The 19,833-nt window shown below is 58.2% G+C and carries 21 protein-coding genes and 4 tRNA genes; 7 read left to right on the top strand and 18 right to left on the bottom strand.

Going from position 1 to position 19,833, the window contains the following annotated elements:
• Positions 1–29: 29 nt before the first annotated feature.
• Positions 30–983 (bottom strand): sugar ABC transporter substrate-binding protein, encoded by a 954-nt coding sequence (locus NTD87_RS26785; RefSeq protein ID WP_262117186.1) that lies wholly within the window; start codon positions 981–983, stop codon positions 30–32.
• A gap of 233 nt (positions 984–1,216) precedes the next feature.
• Entirely contained in the window at positions 1,217–1,672 is a 456-nt protein-coding gene (locus NTD87_RS26780; protein WP_262117185.1) for a hypothetical protein, read from the bottom strand.
• A 350-nt stretch (positions 1,673–2,022) separates the two neighbouring features.
• Here NTD87_RS26780 and NTD87_RS26775 point away from each other — a divergent pair, with 350 nt between their 5' ends.
• The 3 genes from NTD87_RS26775 (at position 2,023) to NTD87_RS26765 (ending at position 4,291) form a co-directional block, all read left to right on the top strand.
• Positions 2,023–3,111 (top strand): asparaginase, encoded by a 1,089-nt coding sequence (locus tag NTD87_RS26775; RefSeq protein WP_262117184.1) that lies wholly within the window; start codon positions 2,023–2,025, stop codon positions 3,109–3,111.
• 234 nt (positions 3,112–3,345) lie between these two features.
• Complete coding sequence (locus NTD87_RS26770; RefSeq protein ID WP_262117183.1) at positions 3,346–3,597, top strand: DUF1654 domain-containing protein; 252 nt, start codon at positions 3,346–3,348, stop codon at positions 3,595–3,597.
• Positions 3,598–3,601: 4 nt separating this feature from the next.
• Complete coding sequence (locus tag NTD87_RS26765) at positions 3,602–4,291, top strand: endonuclease I family protein (protein WP_262117182.1); 690 nt, start codon at positions 3,602–3,604, stop codon at positions 4,289–4,291.
• 90 nt (positions 4,292–4,381) lie between these two features.
• Here the strand turns inward: NTD87_RS26765 and NTD87_RS26760 are convergent, their stop codons facing one another.
• A complete protein-coding gene (locus tag NTD87_RS26760; RefSeq protein ID WP_262117181.1) occupies positions 4,382–4,747 on the bottom strand; it encodes an SPOR domain-containing protein in 366 nt (121 codons plus the stop codon).
• A 249-nt stretch (positions 4,748–4,996) separates the two neighbouring features.
• On the opposite strand from NTD87_RS26760, the gene csrA reads away from it, so the two are divergent.
• Entirely contained in the window at positions 4,997–5,191 is a 195-nt protein-coding gene (gene csrA, locus NTD87_RS26755) for a carbon storage regulator CsrA (protein ID WP_007920550.1), read from the top strand.
• A 64-nt stretch (positions 5,192–5,255) separates the two neighbouring features.
• On the opposite strand, the gene NTD87_RS26750 is transcribed toward csrA, so the two are convergent.
• Positions 5,256–5,450 carry a hypothetical protein gene (locus NTD87_RS26750; RefSeq protein WP_262117180.1) on the bottom strand — a complete coding sequence of 65 codons (195 nt, stop codon included), beginning with the start codon at positions 5,448–5,450 and terminating at the stop codon, positions 5,256–5,258.
• Between the two features lie 145 nt (positions 5,451–5,595).
• Positions 5,596–6,051: a DUF2214 family protein gene (locus NTD87_RS26745; protein WP_262117179.1), complete on the bottom strand. Its 456-nt coding sequence runs from the start codon at positions 6,049–6,051 to the stop codon at positions 5,596–5,598.
• Positions 6,052–6,323: 272 nt separating this feature from the next.
• Here NTD87_RS26745 and NTD87_RS26740 point away from each other — a divergent pair, with 272 nt between their 5' ends.
• Positions 6,324–7,523 (top strand): DUF2252 domain-containing protein, encoded by a 1,200-nt coding sequence (locus tag NTD87_RS26740; protein WP_262117178.1) that lies wholly within the window; start codon positions 6,324–6,326, stop codon positions 7,521–7,523.
• A 217-nt stretch (positions 7,524–7,740) separates the two neighbouring features.
• Here NTD87_RS26740 and NTD87_RS26735 read toward each other — a convergent pair.
• Positions 7,741–7,817, bottom strand: a tRNA-Val gene (locus NTD87_RS26735).
• Positions 7,818–7,999: 182 nt separating this feature from the next.
• On the opposite strand from NTD87_RS26735, the gene NTD87_RS26730 reads away from it, so the two are divergent.
• A complete protein-coding gene (locus NTD87_RS26730; protein WP_262117177.1) occupies positions 8,000–9,283 on the top strand; it encodes an NAD(P)/FAD-dependent oxidoreductase in 1,284 nt (427 codons plus the stop codon).
• 211 nt (positions 9,284–9,494) lie between these two features.
• Here NTD87_RS26730 and NTD87_RS26725 read toward each other — a convergent pair.
• From NTD87_RS26725 to truA, 12 genes are all read right to left on the bottom strand, one after another.
• Positions 9,495–9,571: transfer RNA gene (locus NTD87_RS26725), tRNA-Asp, on the bottom strand.
• Positions 9,572–9,666: 95 nt separating this feature from the next.
• Positions 9,667–9,743 (bottom strand) — tRNA-Asp (locus NTD87_RS26720).
• Between the two features lie 57 nt (positions 9,744–9,800).
• A tRNA-Val gene (locus NTD87_RS26715) sits at positions 9,801–9,876 on the bottom strand.
• 159 nt (positions 9,877–10,035) lie between these two features.
• The gene (locus NTD87_RS26710; RefSeq protein ID WP_262117176.1) at positions 10,036–10,812 is read right to left on the bottom strand and encodes an SDR family oxidoreductase; all 777 of its coding nucleotides are present in this window, start codon (positions 10,810–10,812) and stop codon (positions 10,036–10,038) included.
• The gene (locus NTD87_RS26705) at positions 10,809–12,020 is read right to left on the bottom strand and encodes an O-succinylhomoserine sulfhydrylase (RefSeq protein ID WP_262117175.1); all 1,212 of its coding nucleotides are present in this window, start codon (positions 12,018–12,020) and stop codon (positions 10,809–10,811) included. Before NTD87_RS26705 ends, NTD87_RS26710 begins: the two co-directional genes overlap by 4 nt.
• 80 nt (positions 12,021–12,100) lie before the next feature.
• Complete coding sequence (gene purF, locus NTD87_RS26700; RefSeq protein WP_123425738.1) at positions 12,101–13,606, bottom strand: amidophosphoribosyltransferase; 1,506 nt, start codon at positions 13,604–13,606, stop codon at positions 12,101–12,103.
• Positions 13,607–13,647: 41 nt separating this feature from the next.
• Positions 13,648–14,208 (bottom strand): CvpA family protein, encoded by a 561-nt coding sequence (locus NTD87_RS26695; RefSeq protein WP_262117174.1) that lies wholly within the window; start codon positions 14,206–14,208, stop codon positions 13,648–13,650.
• 98 nt (positions 14,209–14,306) lie between these two features.
• On the bottom strand, positions 14,307–14,960 hold the full coding sequence (locus tag NTD87_RS26690; protein WP_262117173.1) for an SPOR domain-containing protein: 654 nt from the start codon (positions 14,958–14,960) through the stop codon (positions 14,307–14,309).
• On the bottom strand, positions 14,944–16,251 hold the full coding sequence (gene folC, locus NTD87_RS26685; RefSeq protein WP_262117172.1) for a bifunctional tetrahydrofolate synthase/dihydrofolate synthase: 1,308 nt from the start codon (positions 16,249–16,251) through the stop codon (positions 14,944–14,946). Before folC ends, NTD87_RS26690 begins: the two co-directional genes overlap by 17 nt.
• Positions 16,248–17,168, bottom strand: coding sequence for an acetyl-CoA carboxylase, carboxyltransferase subunit beta (accD, locus tag NTD87_RS26680; protein WP_262117171.1), 921 nt, complete (start codon positions 17,166–17,168; stop codon positions 16,248–16,250). Before accD ends, folC begins: the two co-directional genes overlap by 4 nt.
• Before the next feature lie 208 nt (positions 17,169–17,376).
• Positions 17,377–18,003, bottom strand: coding sequence for a phosphoribosylanthranilate isomerase (locus NTD87_RS26675; protein ID WP_262117170.1), 627 nt, complete (start codon positions 18,001–18,003; stop codon positions 17,377–17,379).
• Positions 18,004–18,066: 63 nt separating this feature from the next.
• A complete protein-coding gene (truA, locus tag NTD87_RS26670) occupies positions 18,067–18,891 on the bottom strand; it encodes a tRNA pseudouridine(38-40) synthase TruA (RefSeq protein ID WP_262117369.1) in 825 nt (274 codons plus the stop codon).
• A gap of 212 nt (positions 18,892–19,103) precedes the next feature.
• Between truA and NTD87_RS26665 the strand changes: the two genes are divergently transcribed.
• Positions 19,104–19,763 carry an aminopeptidase P family protein gene (locus NTD87_RS26665; protein WP_262117169.1) on the top strand — a complete coding sequence of 220 codons (660 nt, stop codon included), beginning with the start codon at positions 19,104–19,106 and terminating at the stop codon, positions 19,761–19,763.
• Positions 19,764–19,833: the final 70 nt, after the last annotated feature.

The raw sequence follows: 19,833 nt of genomic DNA, 5'->3' as shown, positions 1-19,833 counted from the left end.
GAGCGAGCGCCGTTGTGTCGCCAGAATGACTACTTGGTAACCAGCTCAACCGGAGTTTCGATGACGCCGTTGGTACCGCTGTCGACCTTTTCGCCCTTGAGCATTTTCAGCGCGGTTTCAATGCCGAACACCGCTTGCCTGGCAGCGAACTGATCGGCAGTCGCCAGCACGCGACCGTCCTTGAGCATCGGTTTGATGGCGTTGATGTTGTCGTAGCCCACCACTTGCACCTTGCCCGCCTTGCCTGCGGCGCGCACCGCAGAAACGGCACCGACCGCCATGCTGTCGTTACCCGCCAGCAGCGCCTTGATTTCCGGGTATTCGCTCAGCATTGACGAGGCAACCTGGTTGCCCTTGTTGATTTCCCAGTCGCCGGATTGCAGGGACACAACCTTGATCTGCGCCGCCTCCATCGCATCCTTGAAGCCAGCGGTGCGTGCCTGGGCGTTGGTGGTGGTGGAAACGCCTTCGATGATGCCAACTTCGTCGCCGGCTTTCAGTTGCTTGGCCAGGTACTCGCCGACCAGACGCGCACCTTTGCGGTTGTCCGGGCCTACGAACGGCACACTGAGGTTTTTGCTTTTGAGCACAGCCGGGTCGAGCTGGTTATCAATGTTGATAACCGTGATACCCGCGTCGACGGCTTTCTTGATCACTGGCACCATGGCCTTCGAATCAGCTGGCGCGATCACCAGCGCATTGACCTTGGAAACGATCATTTGCTCGACAATGCGAATCTGGTTGGCGGTGTCGGTTTCGTCCTTGATCCCGTTGGAGATCAGTTCGAAATCGGCTGGATGTTCTTTCTGGTAAGCCTTGGCGCCATCTTCCATGGTCAGGAAGAACTCGTTGGCCAGGGACTTCATGACCAGAGCGACTTTAGGTTTTTCAGTGTCAGCAAAAGCCGAAGAGAGGGGCAAGGCAGCGGATGCGGCAGCCAGCATGGCGACAGCAAGAAGACGTCCAGCGAATGGCAGCTTCATGAGTTCACTCCGATCTTATGATTATTGTGAGCAACGCTTGCACTGCATACGCTTCAGATCCGTTCATCGCGTTTTGATACGCGGGAACGAGGATCGCCATGCCAACGAAATCAAACCGCTGACAGACTCGCGCAAACGTTTGCGTAGACCGAACTATGCGAACCCTGCTGACATTTGTCAACGACCGGAAAAAGCTGTTTTGTGGGACGGTTGGCAAAAGCCGGCAATGCACATCATGCCGTTGTGTTGACCACCGATCCGCTACTGGAGCCCTTGGCCATCTCCTTGACCAGATTGCCAGCCACCTCCATAAGCGCGCCGTTGGTGCTAGCGATCTGCGCCTGAATCGCCATGACCACAGTGGTCTTGGCTTCCGGCGTCGGGTATGACGCTGCCTGGGCCGCAGCCAGTTGCTGCTGTTGTTGACGCAGTTGCTCTTGCAGTTCTTTCATGCGCTTGAGCAGGGTCTTCACCGTGATGCTGGCGTTACCGCCGTCATCCGCGTTGGCCTCCGTGCCCTGACTTTGGCCGACCGGGCCTGTCCTGACTTGCTTGCTGTCACCCTCCTTGCCACCCACCCGTTGCGCTGCGGTTTCTGCCGTGGCGTCGTTCAATGCTTTGAGGGTAGCGAGCGACTTACCACCAATGGTGATGCCTCCAGCGTTTGGAAAACCGACAGTAATGGACATATAAGCTCCTGAACAAAAATGATCCCTCAAAAGATCATCGACCGCTGAGCGGTTTTCTTTAGCGTTAATGACCTGTCAAAAATGCGTGAATTTTCAACTAGCGCTGTAGGCATTTTCGGACAGCCGAACACTTCCCTTGTACATGTTCGGAAACCCGGACGGCGCGAGCCTCGAGCGCGAGCGTCACTAGCCAATAAGTTGATATAAATCATAAAGTTAAAATAATTTTCAATCCAAAGTATGACTGGTACAGATCCTGCTCTTACTGGGTACCCCCGGCATTCAGATCTGCTTGGGGTGTTTCTAGATGAACCTGCATCAGCACCGTCATCACGACTAGAGAGAAAATAATGAAATCTGCCTTCAACACCTTTGTTCCGGGCGCTTTGGCCCTCCTGCTGCTCCTCCCGAGCGCACTGCAAGCAAAAGAAGTCGAAACCCAACACAAACTGGCGAACGTGGTCATCCTCGCGACAGGCGGCACCATTGCCGGTGCGGGCGCCAGCTCAGCCAACAGCGCTACGTACCAGGCTGCAAAAGTCGGGATCGAGCAATTGATCGCCGGCGTCCCTGAACTGAGCCAATTGGCCAATGTTCGCGGCGAGCAAGTGATGCAAATCGCCTCCGAGAGCATCACCAACGAAAACCTGCTGCAACTGGGCCGCCGCGTAGCCGAACTGGCCGACAGCAAAGACGTCGATGGCATCGTTATCACTCACGGCACCGACACCCTGGAAGAGACCGCCTACTTCCTGAACCTGGTGGAAAAAACCGACAAGCCAATCATCGTTGTTGGCTCGATGCGCCCAGGCACCGCGATGTCGGCTGATGGCATGCTCAACCTGTACAACGCCGTTGCCGTAGCGAGCAGCAAAGACGCCCGCGGCAAAGGTGTGCTGGTGACCATGAACGACGAGATTCAGTCGGGTCGTGACGTCAGCAAAATGATCAACATCAAGACCGAAGCGTTCAAAAGCCCGTGGGGTCCGTTGGGCATGGTGGTCGAAGGCAAATCCTACTGGTTCCGCTTGCCAGCCAAGCGCCACACCATGGATTCGGAATTCGACATCAAAACCATCAAGAGCCTGCCTGACGTCGAAATCGCCTATTCCTACGGCAATGTCGACGGCACGGCTTACAAGGCCCTGGCCAAATCTGGCGCCAAAGCCATCATCCATGCCGGTACCGGCAATGGCTCAGTGTCTTCGCGTGTCGTTCCAGACTTGCAGGCATTGCGCAAGGATGGCGTTCAGATCATCCGCTCTTCTCACGTCAATGCCGGTGGCTTTGTCTTGCGCAACGCCGAGCAGCCAGACGACAAGTACGACTGGGTCGTTGCTCATGACCTGAACCCGCAAAAAGCCCGCATCCTGGCGATGGTTGCACTGACCAAGACTTCGGACAGCAAAGAGCTGCAACGGATGTTCTGGGAATACTGATTCATTGCGTCCGGCCTGATCAGGCCGGACGCTTGCCACACCCACTCGCCCGCTCGGGCGAGTGATCTGCCTCCTGCCTTCCCCTCCTGCTTGCAATTTCTTCGCAAGCATTACCAACCGGTTTACACCAAACGGGAAAACTCGCTGTCAGAGGATTTTCTTGAGTTTTAAGCAGTTGCGAAATTACCCACAGTTAAATACTGTATGCACGTACAGCTTAATAAGGATTACTCCGTGGCCACGACCTCTTCAGCAGCGACTAACCCTCCAGGCACTTACGAACGACTCGGTTTGCGCATTCAAAAAATCATCAACTCCCCGACCACCCAAAAAGCCAAAGCCGCCTTGATCTTCCGCCTCCCCGACGAGCCGGTAGATGAGTGGGAGCGCTTGCTTGAGGAAATTGCCGAGAACGACAACGTCACCCTCGCTTATCGCGACGATGGCGGCGTACAGATTTTCTGGGTTGTGCCGAAGGAAGACTGAGTCAATGAGTGTTCGTTGTTTTGCTTTGCTGTTGCTCTTCGTTGCCGCCGGGGCTCTGGCGGATGCGCCACGCACCTTCAATGAGGCGAAAAAGGCCGCCTGGAAACTGTACGCCCCACAGTCCACCGAGTTCTATTGTGGCTGCAAATACACAGGCAATCGGGTCGATCTGAAGGCCTGCGGTTACGTGCCACGAAAAAACGCCAATCGCGCCGCGCGTATCGAATGGGAGCACATCGTGCCTGCGTGGCAAATCGGTCACCAACGCCAGTGCTGGCAGCAGGGTGGTCGCCAGAACTGCACCCGTCACGATCCGACCTACCAGCGCGCCGAGGCCGATCTGCACAACCTCGTGCCAAGCATTGGTGAGGTGAACGGGGACCGCAGTAACTTCAGCTTCGGCTGGCTTCCTGTGCAATCCGGTCAATACGGCTCGTGCCTGACCCAAGTCGACTTCAAGGCAAAAAAGGTCATGCCCCGCCCGTCCATTCGCGGGATGATCGCTCGCACCTATTTCTACATGAGCAAGCAATACGGGCTGAGTCTGTCCAGGCAGGATCGACAACTCTTCGAAGCCTGGAACAAAACCTACCCTGCGCAAAGCTGGGAGCGCCAACGCAATCAGCGCGTGGCGTGCGTGATGGGACGCGGCAATGAGTTCGTCGGCCCCGTTGACATGAAGGCCTGCAGCTAACAGGCACCCAGTACAAAAAAGGCCTCGAGTTGCACACTCGGGGCCTTTTCAATTCAGCGCAACGGTGGGACTTCTGCCCTCCAGAATCAGCTACTGAACCGCGCCGTGCTCAACGACCATTGATTCGATATTCATCTTCTTCGCCTTGGCCAGGGCCGCGGTCAGCTCGGCTTGCCTTGCCTCGGCTTCGGCTTTTGAGTTGAACGGCCCGACCAGCACGCGTTGTTTGCCGTCTTGCGTGACAACGTAGGAAACAAAACTGTGCTCGATCAGCCAGCCGGTGAGATCACTGATTGCCTGCACGGTCTCGCCCTGAACCAGAACATCCCATTGTGGTGCAGCAGCCACTGCGGGTGCAGACACCACCGGTGCTTGAGCCTTTTTCGACTCCCCGGATGTTTCCTGGCCACATCCAGTCAATGCCAATACCGCGATCACCAACGCCATTTTGCGCACAACGTTTCCCTCTGAATGCCAAAAGCCGGGATTTTATCACCCCCAAATGCCTCACGACCCGGTAAACAGGCCTCAAAACAACGAGAAGGATGTTTCTCGCCTCTGTATAGTCGCACCTTGGGAATTAATGCAGCGTCTGCGCGTCAGAAAGAGGCACCCAAACCGTGACACTTCGCACTAATCTATAGGTACTACCGACATCTGCATTGTTTGAGTCAGGTGCCCTACAAAGCTATCAAGGAGAAGATCATGCTGATACTCACCCGCAAAGTCGGTGAAAGCATAAACATCGGTGATGACATTACAATCACCATTCTGGGCGTTAGCGGCCAGCAGGTCAGAATCGGCATCAATGCCCCGAAAGACGTTGCAGTGCATCGTGAAGAGATCTACCAGCGTATTCAGGCCGGTCTTACCGCGCCGGACAAGCGCGAAACCCCCTGAGTCACGCCAGCAATCAGTAGCCAGCCCTTTCTCTTAAGCAATGGCTGGCTAAAGATTCTGCGCGCTATCGCCCGCCGCCCCTTTCTCTATGACGTCGGCGCACACCCAAACCGCGATCACCACCGCCACAGACCAGATACAGCAGCGCAGCAGCGATGCACCCCACCGCAAATCCCTGCAACACCAGAAATCCCAGCATATCGACGAAGCCACCGTTGAAGCTCAGTGTGGGCACGAGAACGCGGTGAGTAGATGTCATGGCATTTCTCTGGGATGCCGCTGAAAAGGTGAGGCCGATACTAACGACATCACCATGAGCCTTACTGTCAGACGATTCGGATTCAACCCGGTGAAAACCTCACAGCCGGGCGGACGACGCAATCCCTTGCACAACCCACAGCCGACTATCCGAACGTCACGCCTCGTGCCATGCCTGTCGCGGCCACGACCATCAAGATGACCAACAGCGCCTCGATATGACTGATGCGCGCAAAGAGGCTAACCCGCCCGACATCAATCGGCGCACCTCTGCTCAGCGCGATCCGCCATTTGATCAAGGTCACCATCGGCGCGATCTCGAGCAACAGGATGATGACGAACAGGGTCATTTTCAGATGGAACAGCGGTTGATGCAGGTAATAATCCGAACCCTTTTCGTACCCGCCAAAGGCACGAATCCCGCCGGTAATCAGAAGAATCGCTGCGCAAATCCCCCAGAAGTTATCTGCAAGCAAAACACTTCGAGCCCCCGCGCCATCCGGGGCGACCCGACGAAAAGCCATACCGCGTGTCAGCACTCCCCAGAGCGCCAGGGCATAGGCCAAGAGGTGGAGCGCTGCAAGAAACCATTGAACCAGCATCGATTTACTCCCTGCTCAGGACGAAAAATATCGGCCTGACAGTAGTAGCCCATAACGCCTGGCTTTGCTCACAAGACAAACAATCGTTGCGCTCACGCCTTCAATGGAACGTGATCAAACCGATACCCCGGAATGGATGACACAAACGAATTGTTCACACCTCTGCTGTCGGCACCGGGAAGACTCGATGATCTCTGACGGAGATCCGTGCAGATCACGCAGCAAACAGCCCATACTGATATCGATCATCTTCCCTGCGAAGGAGCGTGCATGTGAAATTGCCCCGCCCATCAGAACGAGCAGAGACGCTTCGAAACCTTCGCAACGAGAAAATGGCACGCTCGGCTCACGCCTATGTGCGCGGCAGTGCAATCGAGTTCTATGAGTGGCTTCACAGCCAACGCGGCCGCCACCTGCCTCATGGCCCAAGCGTCTGGATCTGTGGGGATTGTCACACCGGAAATCTAGGACCTACCGCTGACGCACGTGGCGGGATTGATATTCACATCCGCGACCTTGACCAAGCCGTTATCGGAAACCCCACACACGATCTAGTCCGTCTGGCGCTATCGCTCGCCACCGCTGCCCGCGGCTCCGACCTGCCAGGCGTCACCACTGCGCGAATGATGGAAGAAATGATCAAAGGGTATGAACAAGCCATGGCAGATGAACCTGACACTATTCCTGAGCGACCCCGCGAAGTAAGAGCCACTATGCGCGATGCCGTTAAGCGAACGTGGAAGCACCTGGCCAAGGAACGAGTCGAGAATACGAAACCCACTATCCCCAAAGGCCTACACTTCTGGCCACTGGCGCAGAAAGAAAAGGCAGCGCTAAAAGACCTGTGCGCAGGACCGGAAATCCAGCGATTGGTGAGCTCGATCAAAGGCCGGTCGAATGATGCAAGCGTTGAGCTTCTCGATTCCGCCTATTGGGTGAAAGGCTGCAGTTCCTTGGGCCTATTACGCTATGCGGCGTTGCTCGGCGTGGGTGAACAGGAGGAGCACGACTATTGCCTGATTGATATCAAAGAAGCCATAGCCGCCGCAGCGCCACGCCGCTCGCATACTCACATGCCGCGAGACAATGCTCGAAGGGTCGTTGAGGGAGCTCAACAATTATCGCCTTCACTGGGTCAGCGCATGATGGCTACGCGGCTTCTTGATCATGGATTTTTTATTCGGGAGCTGCTTCCTCAAGACCTGAAGCTCCAAGTGGAGACACTTAGCCAAGTAGACGCCAGGCGCGCCGCAGGTTATCTAGCGCGCGTGGTAGGCATTGCTCATGCGAGGCAAATGGACGAAGAGACGCGTAAAAGTTGGCTCGCCGAATTGCAACACTGTCGTTCAAAAACGCTCGATGCGCCTTCATGGCTATGGAGCAGTGTCGTACAGCTGGTCGGCAAGCATGAGCAGGGTTACCTCGAGCACTGTCGCCGGTATGCCTTAGGTGCGCCCGCGAAAACTTCATAGCTCGCTCGCACGCATTCAGGGAGGTTGTTTATCGGATTCGGCAGCGGAAAGTACCCCATAGGATGCGGGCAAAGACAAAGAAATCGAGTATCTGGAAGTGGGCACCGATTTGGCGTTTTGAGTGGGGACTCTGCAAAAGCTGGAAAATGATCAGACACAAAAAAGGGCCAACCTTTCGGTTGACCCTTCTAGACCGCCCAGCAGAGCGGATTTTGTTTGGTAGGCGCGATTGGACTCGAACCAACGACCCCCACCATGTCAAGGTGGTGCTCTAACCAACTGAGCTACGTGCCTGCTGTGAGGCGGCATTCTACGGAATTCCGGAGGGGTGTCAACACCTTTTTTCGCCTAACCCTATGAATATGCAAAATATTTAATTTTTGTACTGCGCAGAAGATATTCGGGTAGCTGGCAGTCGATTTTTAACTCAGGTAGGATCGGAGCACTCGTAAAATATATTAAACAGAGGCTGCAGGATGGCGAACACCCCTTACCCGGAATCCTATTACGCTGCGTCGGCCAATGCCGCCCCGTCGCGCCCGTCGCTGCAGGATGACGTAGAGACCGATGTCTGCGTAATTGGCGCAGGCTACACCGGCCTGTCCAGCGCACTGTTTCTGCTGGAAAACGGGTTTCGGGTGACGGTCCTGGAGGCTGCCAAAGTCGGCTTCGGCGCCTCGGGTCGCAATGGCGGTCAGATCGTTAACAGTTATAGCCGCGACATCGATGTGATCGAGCGCAGCGTCGGCCCCAAGCAAGCGCAAATGCTCGGGCAGATGGCGTTCGAAGGCGGGAGGATCATTCGCGACCGCGTAGCCAAATACCAGATCCAGTGCGACCTGAAGGACGGTGGCGTGTTTGCCGCCATCACCAGCAAGCAGATGGGCCATCTGGAGTCGCAAAAGCGCCTGTGGGAGCGCTACGGCCACACCCAACTGGAACTCCTGGACAAGCGCCGCATTCGCGAAGTCGTCGCCTGCGATCAATACGTAGGCGGCATGCTCGACATGAGTGGCGGCCACATCCACCCTCTCAACCTCGCCCTGGGCGAAGCCGCAGCCGTCGAGTCGTTGGGCGGGACCCTTTATGAGCAGTCGCCGGCGATACGCATCGAGCGCGGCGCCAATCCGGTGGTGCACACACCTCAAGGTAAAGTCCGGGCCAAATTCATCATTGTCGCCGGCAACGCCTACCTGGGTAATCTGGTTCCAGAGCTGGCCGCCAAATCGATGCCGTGCGGTACTCAAGTAATCACCACCGAACCCTTGAGCGATGAGCTGGCGAAGAGCCTGTTGCCACAGGATTACTGCGTCGAGGACTGCAACTATTTGCTCGACTACTACCGTCTTTCCGGCGACAAACGCCTGATCTTCGGTGGCGGCGTAGTGTATGGCGCGCGGGACCCGGCAAACATCGAAGCGATCATCCGGCCGAAGATGCTCAAGGCCTTCCCGCAGCTTAAGGACGTGAAGATCGACTACGCCTGGACCGGCAATTTCCTGCTGACCCTGTCGCGCTTGCCGCAGGTCGGGCGCCTGGGCGACAACATCTATTACTCCCAGGGCTGTAGCGGCCACGGGGTGACTTACACGCACCTGGCAGGCAAAGTCCTGGCTGAAGCGTTGCGCGGCCAGGCAGAGCGCTTTGATGCCTTTGCCGACCTGCCACACTACCCGTTCCCGGGTGGCCAACTGCTGCGTACGCCGTTTGCCGCGCTAGGTGCCTGGTATTACGGCCTGCGAGACAAGTTCGACTTCTGATTTATCGCACTCACAAAAAACCGCCAACAGGCGGTTTTTTTTGTGAAAAAGCAATTGAGCACCACCTTGACATGGTGGGAGCCAAAATTCGGATTCCAAAATCCAGAAACAAAAAACCCCGGTCTTTCGACCAGGGTCTTTGCTATCAATGCGAAGCAGCCAGTGGCTTTCTTCGTAGCTTCAAGGCGTTCAGTGGGCCTTGAGGCAGATATGGCGCAGCGGACGGGACTCGAACCCGCGACCCCCGGCGTGACAGGCCGGTATTCTAACCGACTGAACTACCGCTGCGTATCGCTCAGACTTGCGTCTGTGTGAACCTTTGTCGGACTGAAAAGCCTGGAGGCTTTTCAATCTCAAACCGGGAAAACCCGATCTGGAAAATATGGCGCAGCGGACGGGACTCGAACCCGCGACCCCCGGCGTGACAGGCCGGTATTCTAACCGACTGAACTACCGCTGCGCGTCGGTGGAGGCTTTTGACAGCTTCCTTCCTGCTTTCGCAAGACTCTCAAGAGAGTGGTGGGTGATGACGGGATCGAACCGCCGACATTCTGCTTGTAAGGCAGACGCTCTCCCAGCTGAGCTAATCACCCTTTGCTTCTCTGAGGCCGCGAAATTTACGCAGATACCGAAGCTAAGTCAATAGCCCGCTTGAAGTTTTTCTGAAAAAGACAAATTCATGTCATCTTCCGCGGCACCAACCAACGACACCCGCCACTTCGAGCCGCAGGCACCAAGGCCCCGGGCCTCGGTTAAGCGCTATAAATCATTTTCTTGGTCATGCCGCCATCGACCACAAACTCCTGGCCCGTGACAAACCCGGCATTCTTCGACAGCAGCCAGGCCACCATCGCCGCCACATCCTCAACCGTCCCCACCCTGCCCGCTGGATGCTGAGCATGATCAGCGTCGCTCAGCGGCTCGGCACGCCGCGCCGCAGGGTCACGCGTATCGATCCAGCCGGGGCTGACCGCATTGACCCGGATCTCCGGCCCAAGACTGATAGCCAACGCATGAGTCAATGCCAGCAAACCACCCTTGCTCGCCGCGTAAGCCTCGGTATCCGGCTCCGACTGCGCGGCCCGGGTTGAGGCCAGATTGACGATGGCGCCGCTGTGAGCACGCAAATAAGGCGCGCAGTGCTTGGCCAGTAGCATGGGTCCGCTGAGGTTCACCGCCAACACACGATTCCAGTAAGCCAGATCGAGACTTTCCAGTGTGATGTTGTGCGGATCGGCGACCGCCGCATTGCACACCAGCGCATCGAGGCGACCGAACTGCCCAAGCACCTCGGCAACGCCCCGAGCCACTTGCTGCTCATCGGCCACGTCCATGGTGATGAACCAGGCGTTTTCACCCAGCACCTTGGCAACCTTCGAGCCGCGAGCCCGATCAAGATCGGTCAGCACCACCTGCCAGCCTTCGCTGATCAGCCAGGCGGCAATCCCCAGGCCTATGCCGCGCGCAGCACCGGTGACCAGTGCAACCCGGCCTTTAGTGCCACTCGCAGGCGCAGACAACTCGATCACAAGGCAGCCAGCCCGCGCGCCAGATCCGCTTGCAGGTCAGCGACATCTTCCAGGCCGACCGCAATACGGATCAAGCTGTCACGAATCCCGGCAGCCTCACGCTCTTGCGGCGCCAGGCGACCGTGAGAGGTGGTGCTCGGATGGGTGATTGTGGTCTTACTGTCACCGAGGTTGGCAGTGATCGAAATCAAACGCGTGGCATCGATAAAGCGCCAGGCGCCCTCTTTACCGCCCTTGACCTCGAAACTCACGACCGCACCGAACCCCTTCTGTTGACGCTGAGCCAGCTCATGCTGCGGATGGCTCTTGAGGCCGGCGTAATGAACCTTCTCAATGCCGTCCTGCTGCTCCAGCCACTCGGCCAACTGCTGGGCGTTGGCACAGTGCGCCTTCATCCGCAGGCTCAACGTTTCCAGGCCCTTGAGGAAGATCCAGGCGTTGAACGGACTCAAGGTCGGCCCGGCAGTGCGCAGGAAGCCAACGATTTCTTTCATCTGCTCGCTGCGACCGGCCACTACGCCGCCCATGCAACGGCCCTGGCCGTCGATGAACTTGGTAGCCGAATGCACGACCACGTCCGCACCGAGCTTCAGCGGCTGCTGCAAGGCTGGTGTGCAGAAGCAGTTGTCGACCACCAGCATCGCGCCTTTGGCGTGAGCGATTTTGGACAACGCAGCGATGTCCACCAGCTCGGCCAAAGGGTTGGACGGCGACTCGACGAACAGCAATTTGGTGTTGGCCTTGATCGCCGCATCCCAGCCAGACAGCTCCGCCAGGGGCACGTAATCGACTTCGATGCCAAAACGCTTGAAGTACTTTTCGAACAGGCTGATGGTCGAGCCGAATACGCTGCGCGACACCAGCACATGATCGCCAGCACTGCACAGGCTCATCACCACCGCAAGAATCGCCGCCATGCCGGTGGCCGTTGCCACTGCCTGCTCAGCACCTTCGAGAGCGGCAATGCGCTCTTCGAACGCGCGAACGGTCGGGTTGGTGTAGCGCGAGTAAACGTTGCCCGGCACTTCGCCAGCAAAGCGCGCCGCCGCATCGGCAGCGGTACGGAATACGTAGCTCGAAGTGAAGAACATCGGCTCACCGTGTTCGCCTTCCGGCGTGCGGTGCTGACCGGCGCGTACGGCCAGGGTATCGAACGCTACGCCATCGAGGTCGCTGTCCAGCCGACCGGCATCCCAATCCTGACTCATGCTGTCACTCCTTGCCCCGTTCTTGATGGATAAAAGTTCTTTGGTAGATGCAAAACCGGCCCCTCAGGGCCGGTAGTTACTCAGTTGTTGTACAGATCGATGATCGCACTGACTGCCTGCGTCTTGACCTTGGAGGCATCGTTACGTGCCTGCTCGATCTTGTTCAGGTAAGCCTCGTCGACGTCGCCGGTGACGTACTTGCCGTCGAACACCGCGCAATCGAAGTTCTCGATCTTGATCTTGCCGCCACCGACCGCTTCGATCAAGTCAGGCAGATCCTGATAGATCAACCAGTCAGCGCCGATCAGGTCGGCCACATCCTGGGTCGAACGGTTGTGGGCGATCAGCTCATGAGCGCTCGGCATGTCGATGCCGTAGACGTTCGGGTAACGCACGGCCGGTGCCGCGGAGCAGAAGTAGACGTTTTTGGCGCCGGCTTCGCGAGCCATCTGGATGATCTGCTTGCAGGTGGTACCGCGAACGATGGAGTCGTCCACCAGCATCACGTTTTTGCCGCGAAATTCCAGCTCGATGGCGTTGAGCTTCTGGCGTACGGATTTTTTCCGGGCGGCCTGGCCCGGCATGATGAAGGTCCGGCCGATGTAGCGGTTCTTCACAAAGCCTTCGCGGAATTTGACGCCCAGATGGTTCGCCAGCTCCAGCGCCGCAGTGCGGCTGGTGTCCGGGATCGGGATAACCACGTCGATGTCGTGCTCTGGACGCTCGCGCAGAATCTTCTCGGCGAGCTTCTCACCCATGCGCAGGCGAGCCTTGTAGACCGAAACACCGTCGATGATCGAATCCGGACGCGCCAGGTAGACGTGTTCGAAGATGCACGGAGTCAGCGATGGATTGGTCGCGCACTGACGGGTGTGCAGCTTGCCGTCTTCAGTGATGTAGACCGCTTCGCCCGGTGCCAGGTCGCGAATCAGGGTGAAACCCAGCACGTCCAGGGAAACGCTTTCGGAAGCAATCATATACTCGACGCCTTCGTCGGTATGACGCTGACCGAAGACGATAGGACGGATGCCGTGCGGATCGCGGAAACCGACGATGCCGTAACCGGTCACCATTGCCACGACCGCGTAGCCACCTACGCAACGATTGTGCACGTCGGTGACGGCCGCAAACACGTCTTCTTCGGTTGGCTGCAACTTGCCGCGCTGAGCCAGCTCGTGAGCGAACACGTTGAGCAGCACTTCCGAATCGGAGTTGGTGTTGACGTGGCGCAGGTCAGATTCGTAAATCTCCTTGGCCAGCTGTTCAACATTGGTCAGGTTACCGTTATGCGCCAGGGTGATGCCATACGGCGAGTTGACGTAAAACGGCTGAGCTTCGGCCGAAGTCGAACTGCCTGCGGTCGGATAACGCACATGACCAATGCCCATGTGACCGACCAGGCGCTGCATGTGACGCTGATGAAAAACGTCACGAACCAGACCGTTGTCCTTGCGCAGGAATAACCGGCCATCATGGCTGGTCACGATACCGGCAGCGTCCTGGCCGCGGTGCTGGAGGACGGTTAGCGCGTCATACAGCGCCTGATTGACGTTCGACTTACCGACGATACCGACGATGCCACACATGCGACGCAACCCCTACTTAATGAAACTGAACTGAACACATCTCACTGCGGCGTTTTGGCCGTCGGCAAGAGGTGCTCCTTGAACGGTATGTCAGCGGGTATGCTGATACCGCTGGCCAGCCACTGACTGCTCCACCCTAATATGAGGTTTTTGGACCAGTCTGCAACCAATAGAAATTGTGGCACGAGCCTTGACTCCTGCCACCACTTATCCTGCTGTACCGGACCCAGGCTCAACAGCCCGACGGCGGTGACCACCAGCAGCGCACCACGCGCCGCGCCGAAGGCCATGCCGAGAAAACGATCGGTCCCGGACAGGCCGGTGACGCGAACCAGTTCGCTGATAAGATAATTGACCATTGCGCCGACCATTAAGGTGGCGACAAACATGATGGCACAGCCCGCGATCACGCGAGCTGACGGTGTTTCGATGTATCCGGCGAGGTACTCGGACAGTGAGCCACCGAACATCCAGGCAACGGCTCCTGCGATGATCCAGGTCAGCAGCGATAACGCTTCTTTAACGAAGCCGCGGCTCAGACTGATCAAAGCGGAGATGGCGACGATTGCAACGATCGCCCAATCAACCCAGGTAAATGGCACAGTGCAGCCTACAGACGGATAAGGCGACGCATTTTAGCAGAGCCCATGGCTGTCGGTAAGCTGCGATTGCGAGTGCATTTGAAATCAGTCGGTTAGCGTCAGCCACGCTCTGGCTGGAAGCGAACGACAAAGCCTTTGAGGTTTTGTTGACGACCCAGCAGATCACGCAGGCGATCAGCTTCTGCACGCTCGATCAACGGCCCGACAAACACCCGGTTCTTGCCATCGGCGGAACGGATATAGGCGTTGTAACCCTGGCTACGCAGGTTTTTCTGCAAGCTTTCAGCGCTTTCACGGCTCGACAGGCTGGCCAACTGCACCGACCAACTGACCGAAAGGCCATTGGCATCGACACGGCTCTGACTGGTATCAGGCTTGCTCGGCGCTGCAGTGACCGGTTGCGCGGGAGCAGGTGCCGGCTTGGGCGCAGGCGGCGTTACCGGTTTGGCGACAACCGGGGCCGGTGCAACAGGAGCGCTGGGGGCAACCGGCTTGGATGGCGCTTGCTCCTGGGCGATCTCCTCATCGGTCGGAACCGGTTCCTGCGGCAATGCTTGCGGCTCCGGCACCACCACGGGCTCGACCTGCACTTGCGGCATTGCCGGGGCCTGAGGTGCAGCCGGGGCCTGCACCACCACCTGACGCTGCTCATCCTCTCGGGAGAACAGCATTGGCAAGAAAATCACCGCCAATGCCACCAGAACCAGAGCTCCAACCATCCGCTGCTTGTACGCGTTATCCAGCAAAGCCATGTGCAGCTTCCTCCGTGGAGCGCCGAGCCAACCATTCGAGGGCCTCGGCAACACAATAAAATGATCCGAACAGCAGAATTTCATCTTCCGCCGTCGCCAGCGCGCACTGCCCTTCCAGGGCATCCGCGACACTTGCATAGGATGTTACCGACGCCCCACGGTTCTGCAATGCAGCCTGCAAGTCCGCAACCGGACGTGCACGCGCAGAATCGAGCGGGGCGACAGCCCAATGCTGGACACTACCACTCAATTCGCCGACAACTCCATCGAGATCCTTGTCAGCCAACAAACCAAATACCGCCAAACGTCGACCCGCCACTGGCCGGCGAGCCAGACGCTGAGCCAGGTACTCGGCCGCGTGAGGGTTATGCCCCACATCCAGCATCAGATTCAGGCGCTTGCCGTGCCAGTTGAATTGACGACGATCCAGGCGCCCGACCACTGTCGTTGCTTTCAATGCTGCGACAATCTGCTCCGCCTGCCACGGCAACCCCAGCAGTGCGTACGCCTGCAACGCCAGCGCGGCGTTTTCCATCGGCAGATCGAGCAGCGGCAAATCGTGCAGCTCAATCGCACCGCCTTGAGAATCGACACCCCGCCACTGCCAGTTCTGCTCGGTCACGCCCAAATCAAAATCACGACCGCGCAGGAAGAACGGGCATTTGAGCTCGCGCGCTTTATCCAGCAGGGGTTGAGGCGGATTGAGGTCACCACAGAGCGCAGGCGCGCCCTGACGGAAGATACCGGCCTTTTCGAAGGCTACGGATTCGCGGGTATTGCCGAGATAATCGGCGTGGTCAACGCCAATACTGGTGATCAGCGCGACGTCGGCATCCACCAGATTGACGGTGTCCAGACGCCCGCCGAGGCCGACTTCCAGCACCACCGCATCAAGACCGGCACGCTGAAACAGCCAGAACGCCGCCAGGGTGCCCACCTCGAAATACGTCAGGGAGATTTCACCGCGCCCGGCGTCGACCGCAGCAAAGGCTTCGCACAGCTGCGCATCAGTGGCTTCGACGCCGTTGACCTGCACCCGCTCGTTGTAACGCAGCAGGTGCGGAGAATTGTAGACACCGACCGTGAGCCCTTGCGCCCGCAGCAATGACGCCACGAACGCACAGGTAGAACCCTTGCCATTGGTGCCGGTGACCGTGATCACCCGAGGCGCCGGCTTGCCCAATCCCATCCGGGACGCTACCTCTTGCGAACGCGCAAGCCCCATGTCGATGGCTGACGGATGCAACTGCTCAAGGTAGGCGAGCCAGTCGCCAAGGGTACGCTCGGTCATAGGTTTGCAGGCACCGGCGGAACCACGACTGGCTCGACTGGCACAACCACGAATTCAGGCGTCGGCAAGCCCATCAGTTGCGCCAGCAGGTTACCCAGGCGTGGACGCAGCTCCTGACGTGCAATGATCATGTCGATGGCACCATGCTCCAGCAGGAACTCGCTGCGCTGGAAGCCTTCCGGCAGTTTTTCACGCACGGTCTGCTCGATAACCCGCGGACCGGCGAAGCCGATCAGGGCTTTTGGTTCGCCGACGATAACGTCGCCGAGCATCGCCAGGCTGGCGGAAACACCGCCGTAGACCGGGTCGGTCAGCACGGAAATGAACGGAATGCCTTCTTCGCGCAGACGCGCCAGTACCGCAGAGGTCTTGGCCATTTGCATCAGCGAGATCAGCGCTTCCTGCATCCGCGCACCGCCGGAAGCGGCAAAGCAGATCATCGGGCAACGGTTTTCCAGTGCGTAGTTGGCCGCACGCACGAAGCGCTCGCCGACGATCGCACCCATCGAACCGCCCATGAAGGAGAACTCGAACGCCGACACCACCACCGGCATACCCAGCAAGGTACCGCTCATGGAGATCAGCGCGTCTTTTTCACCGGTCTGCTTCTGCGCAGCGGTCAGGCGATCCTTGTACTTCTTGCCGTCACGGAACTTCAGACGGTCAACCGGCTCCAGGTCGGCGCCCAGCTCGGCACGGCCTTCGGCATCAAGGAAGATGTCGATCCGCGCACGTGCGCCGATGCGCATGTGGTGGTTGCACTTGGGGCAAACATCCAGGGTCTTTTCCAGCTCCGGACGATACAGCACCGCCTCGCAGGATGGGCACTTGTGCCACAGACCTTCAGGCACCGAGCTTTTCTTCACCTCGGAACGCATGATCGAAGGGATCAGTTTGTCTACTAACCAGTTGCTCATGCTTTCTTTCTCCAGTACCGGCGGCCCGAACGCTTTGGTTCGCAGCCCCGCGTATGCCCTTGAGCTAAATTCATGTGTGCGGCGATGATCGGTGGATGGCCGGGTCAGCAAGACTGACCTTCGTACAACCCAAAAACCCTCAGCCATGTCTGCCCTATGCAGTACACCTGTTTGTACAGTGCAGTGGACGGCGGCAGTCTGCCAGCCGTCACATCGAGCTACTGCGTACAGCCTTGATAAATGCGCGAATCTTCGCGTGATCCTTAATGCCCTTGCTCTGCTCTACCCCACCGCTGACGTCCACGGCATAAGGGTGAACCCGGGCAATGGCCTCGGCCACATTGGCCGCCGACAACCCACCTGCAAGGATGATCGGCTTGCTCAATCCTTGCGGTATCAATGACCAGTCAAAGGCCTCGCCGGTTCCGCCGGGAACACCTTCGACATAGGTATCGAGCAAAATGCCGCTGGCTTTAGCGTAGGCATCGCAGCTGGCAGCGATGTCGTCGCCCGCCTTGACCCGCAACGCCTTGATGTACGGCCGATGGTAACCTTCGCAATCGGTCGGGGTTTCATCGCCGTGAAACTGCAACAGGTCCAGCGGCACCGCGTCGAGAATCTCACCGAGCTCGCAGCGGCTGGCGTTGACGAACAAGCCCACCGTGGTCACGAATGGCGGCAACGCGGCGATGATCGCCCGCGCCTGCTGCACGGTCACCGCCCGCGGGCTTTTGGCATAGAACACCAAACCAATCGCGTCTGCCCCGGCATCGACCGCCGCCAACGCATCTTCAATGCGGGTAATCCCACAAATTTTGCTGCGAACGGCTGGCATGTCGTTTGAACCTCAGGGCAAATCCAGGGAAGTCCCGGATGGTAGCAAATGCATTCGAGGGCGTCAGCCGTCAAGTTCCGAGAAGCCGGTCAGGAAGTGCGGGCCGATGTAACGCTCAGGTAATTGGAACTCATCGCGATATTCGACCTGCACCAGGTACAGCCCGAACGGATGGGCCGTGACACCGCCGGTCCGGCGAATCCGGCTTTCCAGCACTTCCTTGGCCCACTCCACCGGACGCTCACCGGCACCAATGGTCATCAGCACGCCGGCGATGTTGCGCACCATGTGATGCAGGAACGCGCTGGCGCGGATATCCAGCACAATCATCTTGCCGTGCTGGGTGACTCGCAGGTGATGGATTTCCTTGATCGGCGATTTGGCCTGGCACTGCCCGGCGCGAAAAGCGCTGAAATCGTGAGTGCCAACCAGATGCTGCGCCGCCTCGGCCATGCGCTGGACATCCAGCGGCCGGTGATTCCAGGTGACCTCTTCGTTGAGGTGCGCCGGGCGGATCTGATCGTTGTAGATCACATACCGATAACGACGAGCAATCGCCTTGAAGCGCGCATGAAAATGCGCCGGCATGACCTTGGCCCAACTGACGCTGATGTCGTGGGGCAAGTTGATATTGGCGCCCATGACCCAGGCTTTCAACGAGCGGTCGACTTGAGTATCGAAATGCACCACCTGGCCACAAGCGTGCACGCCAGCGTCGGTGCGACCCGCGCAGTGCAGGGACACCGGCGAATCCGCGACCTTCGACAGGGCCGTTTCAAGGGTTTGCTGCACGGTGGCCACACCGGACGCCTGACGTTGCCAGCCGCGATAGCGCGAGCCTTTGTATTCAACGCCCAACGCGATCCGGAAAAAGCCGTCGGCCGCCATTTCGGCGGCCGGGTTATCTATATTTGCCAAGGAGTGACAGCCTGCTGATGTACGCAAAGGCGGGCATTATAAGGCCGTCGGGGCGGGACGCCATGTTCACGGTGTTTTTTGTTCGCGCCCTGGCAAACCAATGAGTATTTGCAACAGCCTTCGCTGTTTCGCTATATAGATAAATACATAACGAAGATCGACCACCTGATGAGAACTGATCAATGAGCGCCATACAAAAGGAAGCCGTTGGCTTGGCCTACAGCCTGGAGGGAATGCTCCACGCCAAACGCAAGACCTGGGAAGCCATCGATGAAATGGCCCGCCGAATCAAACCCGGCATGCGGGAGTCCGAAGCGCAGGCGATGGGGCTTGATGTACTGAACACGCTGGGCATGGACCGCATCTGGCACCCGACCAAGATCCGCTTCGGCGAGAACACCCTGAAAACCTTCAAGCAGCCCTCCAGCGGCGATCCGGTGCTGGGTGAGCACGATATTTTCTTCATTGACCTTGGGGTCGTGTGGAATCTCCACGAGGGCGACGCTGGCGCCACGTTCACCACCGGCAGCGACCCTGAAATGATTGCCTGCGCTGCGGCCGCGAAAACCCTGTTCGATCAGGTCGACGACTATTGGCGAACCCACCAGGTCGCCGGCCCCGAGCTGTATCGCTACGCAGAAGAACAGGCATCCGCCATGGGCTGGGTGTTGAACCTGGACATCAAGGGCCATCGGGTCAGCGACTTCCCCCATGCAATCTATCGTGCCGGCGACCTGGGCAATTTTGAAGCCTGCCCGAATGTCGGACTGTGGATTCTCGAAATCCAGCTTGCCCACCCTACCCGGCCATTCGGCGCGTTTTACGAGGACTTGCTGGCCTGATGTGATGCACTTGTGGCGAGGGGGCTTGGTCCCTCCCCACCGGGTTACTGTCCAAACCCCAAAAAAATCC

Origin of the sequence: Pseudomonas sp. 6D_7.1_Bac1, from assembly GCF_025465945.1 — a bacterium.
Classification (GTDB): domain Bacteria; phylum Pseudomonadota; class Gammaproteobacteria; order Pseudomonadales; family Pseudomonadaceae; genus Aquipseudomonas.
The sequence above is the reverse complement of the archived record's forward strand: the minus strand, read 5'-3'. Positions and strand labels throughout refer to the sequence as shown.